Below are 2,869 nucleotides of genomic sequence, written 5' to 3'. Positions count from 1 at the left end.
CTCAACTTTTGCACGGAACACTGCACGAGCCTTGATCACCGGTATTGCCTATAACCTGGTTCAGCTCTTTAAACAGCTCTTTGTCTCGGAAGACCGTCGTTCAACGATCTCCTCGCTACGGTTCAGTCTCTTTCACATCGCCGGTAGGATTACTTGGCACGCCCGTCGTGTGGTGATTCATCTTGCTTCTAACTATGTTTACAAGAACTGGTTTAGTCGGCTCATGGACGAAGTCCATCAGTTGGCGACCTGAACTGAATAACTGAATAGGTCGTGCGTCGAGCCGAAAACTGGGTCGGTCTGTTCGTGGTGCATCGATCACCAACTTCTCCGCTCAGTCAGTATTCGCAACGCTCCAAACGTTGCTTTCAGACCGGCCAGATGCGATTTCATGTCCCAAATACCGAGGTGAATAATCCAGGACTAACTAAGTTCCTAACCACTTTTAATGGCCCGGTGCATAGTTTTACGGTGGACCGTGGCACTGAGTTTAGCGGTCTAGTATCACTTGAAGCACAATACGGTATTAAGACCTATTACTGCCATGCTTATACGCCAGCTGAGCGCGGCAGTAATGAACGATGTAATCGGAACTTACGCTATTTTTATCCTAAGGGGACTTACTTTGAGCACATTAGTGCTCAAGGCTTGAAAACCACCTTACTCGAAATTAATCAGAGACCACTTAAAATACTTGACTGGCAAACACCTTATCAGGTCATGCTGACCAATTTGTCAAAAAATTCGGATTAAATTTGCAATCTACCATATGTCAACATATAACGCCGATCAATGACTCCATGAAAGGTCTTGCAGCAACTCCTTAACAAACTAGTGCTGGTGGGCGTGTTGTTGACTTGACTGGGGCCGATAAGCGGCAACTAACCCTGTCACAGCGTCCAAAGTCATAATCAGACCCATTAACCACATCGCTGCCATATTGTGCATGGTACCAATTAGAATCAGCAGCACCACATTTAACGCCAGCATGAGCCAGCCCATTGTTTTCGACATTTGTTGCATGAAAATCCTCCTCAAGTGTATGGATAAGACCTATACCATTTTTCGATACTACTTTAGTATTAATTCTAAATCGTGTTTATGGCAACCCTAAAAAGTGTTAAAATTCTTGTCAGAGGGGGAAATCACGATGAAAACCTATACGGACTATTTCTTTGATGAGCCAGCGTTTGATCTCCACGATGGCGGGTACGTGCCACTTGAGGTCAGTGATGCGCCTGAGAAGCCCTTAAATGTGCCGCCGTTGTTGAAACCGGATAAAGAGACGGCGACCGACGTTTATTACACGGTGACAGCAGAGGCTGGGGAAACGCAACTGTTCCCTGGGGCGAAGACCAAGACGTGGGGCTATAATACCAGTCTGTTAGGTCAGACGATTGTGTATCGCCGTGGTCAGCATACGCATGTGACACTGAAAAACACCCTGCCTGAGTTGACCACTTTTCATTGGCATGGGGCTAATGTCAGTGGCCCTTATGTTGATGGCGGATGCCATGCGCCGGTTTATCCGGGTGAAAGTAAGCATATCGACTTCACATTGGAACAACCGGCGACGACTTTGTGGCTGCACGCGCATCCGTGCCCATCCACAGCCGAGCAGGTTTGGCATGGTTTGGCTGCCATGGTGATTGTCAAAGACGACCATGAAGCCAGCCTGCCATTGCCAAGGAACTATGGCGTTGACGATATTCCGGTCATTTTGCAAGACCGGCGTTTTCATGAGAACAACCAGTGGGACTACCGGGCTGATTATGATCCTGACGGTGTTGCTGGGCCAACTGCAATGATTAACGGTACAATCAATCCCTATTTTGATGTCACCACGCAAAAGGTCCGGTTGCGTTTTCTGGATGGTGCTAATCGCCGTGAATGGCGGTTGCATTTTTCCGATGACCTGCCATTTACGCAAATTGGCGGGGATGGCTCACTGTTACCGGAGCCGGTCAAATTTACCCATTTGATGCTGACTTGTGCTGAGCGTGCCGAAGTGATTGTTGATTTTGGCCAATACCATGAAGGCGACGAGGTCACCTTATATACGGATGATGTGCCCTTGTTAAAGTTCCGCATTCATGCGTTCAAACCGGATCAGACTACCTTGCCTGATAAGTTGTTCGATGTGAAGGCACCAGTGGTTGACCCGGATTTGCCAGTTCGCCACGTTGTGATGCAGGGGATGGACGAAGGTGTTGCGATTGATGGTAAAAAGTTTGCCATGCAGCGGATTGATGCCACGCAACCAATTGGCAAAGCCCAGTACTGGGATGTTACCAATAGCAATGATGCGCCTGGAATGGTTCATCCATTCCATGTGCATGGAACCCAATTCTTAGTCTTGTCGCGGAATGGGCATGCGCCGTATCCAAATGAACATGGTTTCAAAGATACCGTTGGCGTGAATCCTGGTGAAACGGTTCGGCTGCTGGTTCGCTTTGATTTGCCAGGGGTTTATATGTATCACTGCCATATCATTGAGCACGAAGATGGCGGCATGATGGCACAGATTGAAACATTCGATCCAGCCAAGCCAAAGCAAGAATATAAATTGATGGATATGGATACGTTAATGATGGCCTTGGCTAAAGAACGTGGCGTCAAACCATCTGAGATTTGGATGGGCGGTATGCAGTCTTATGAAAAAATGGGAATGAAAATGTAAACGTCCCACAATACTAATATAGAACCTGGATTATTCATAGAATTTCAAAAAAGCAGCGCAATCCCACGATTCACACGGGACTGCGCTGCTTTGGTGTTTCACCCATTGGGTGCGCCTATATGCTAAGGTTGAGTCGACGAAAACCATCACGAAAGCGAGGCTTCACACCATCTCAACTTTAACCAGCTT

3 protein-coding genes and 1 pseudogene are annotated in these 2,869 nt (G+C 47.4%); 3 read left to right on the top strand and 1 reads right to left on the bottom strand.

Annotated features, from left to right (window positions below; genetic code table 11):
- Nucleotides 1-253: transposase (locus tag ACKTSG_RS13980; protein ID WP_407891817.1), on the top strand; the 253-nt coding region annotated here is incomplete at its 5' end.
- Nucleotides 254-414: 161 nt separating this feature from the next.
- Nucleotides 415-753: pseudogene (locus ACKTSG_RS13975) on the top strand (IS30 family transposase); the annotation flags it as partial.
- Nucleotides 754-831: 78 nt separating this feature from the next.
- Here the strand turns inward: ACKTSG_RS13975 and ACKTSG_RS13970 are convergent.
- Entirely contained in the window at nucleotides 832-1,023 is a 192-nt protein-coding gene (locus ACKTSG_RS13970) for a hypothetical protein (RefSeq protein WP_003576326.1), read from the bottom strand.
- A gap of 127 nt (nucleotides 1,024-1,150) precedes the next feature.
- Between ACKTSG_RS13970 and ACKTSG_RS13965 the strand changes: the two genes are divergently transcribed.
- A complete protein-coding gene (locus ACKTSG_RS13965; protein WP_407895624.1) occupies nucleotides 1,151-2,680 on the top strand; it encodes a multicopper oxidase family protein in 1,530 nt (509 codons plus the stop codon).
- Nucleotides 2,681-2,869 lie beyond the last annotated feature (189 nt).

Source organism: Lacticaseibacillus salsurae, from assembly GCF_045862175.1.
GTDB lineage: Bacteria > Bacillota > Bacilli > Lactobacillales > Lactobacillaceae > Lacticaseibacillus > Lacticaseibacillus salsurae.
This window is presented reverse-complemented; position numbering and strand designations above follow the sequence as displayed.

Excerpts from the sequence above, each read along its gene's own strand:
- ACKTSG_RS13970 (WP_003576326.1), bottom strand. The coding sequence starts at position 1,023 with ATGCAACAAATGTCGAAAACAATGGGCTGGCTCATGCTGGCGTTAAAT.
- ACKTSG_RS13965 (WP_407895624.1), top strand. The coding sequence starts at position 1,151 with ATGAAAACCTATACGGACTATTTCTTTGATGAGCCAGCGTTTGATCTC.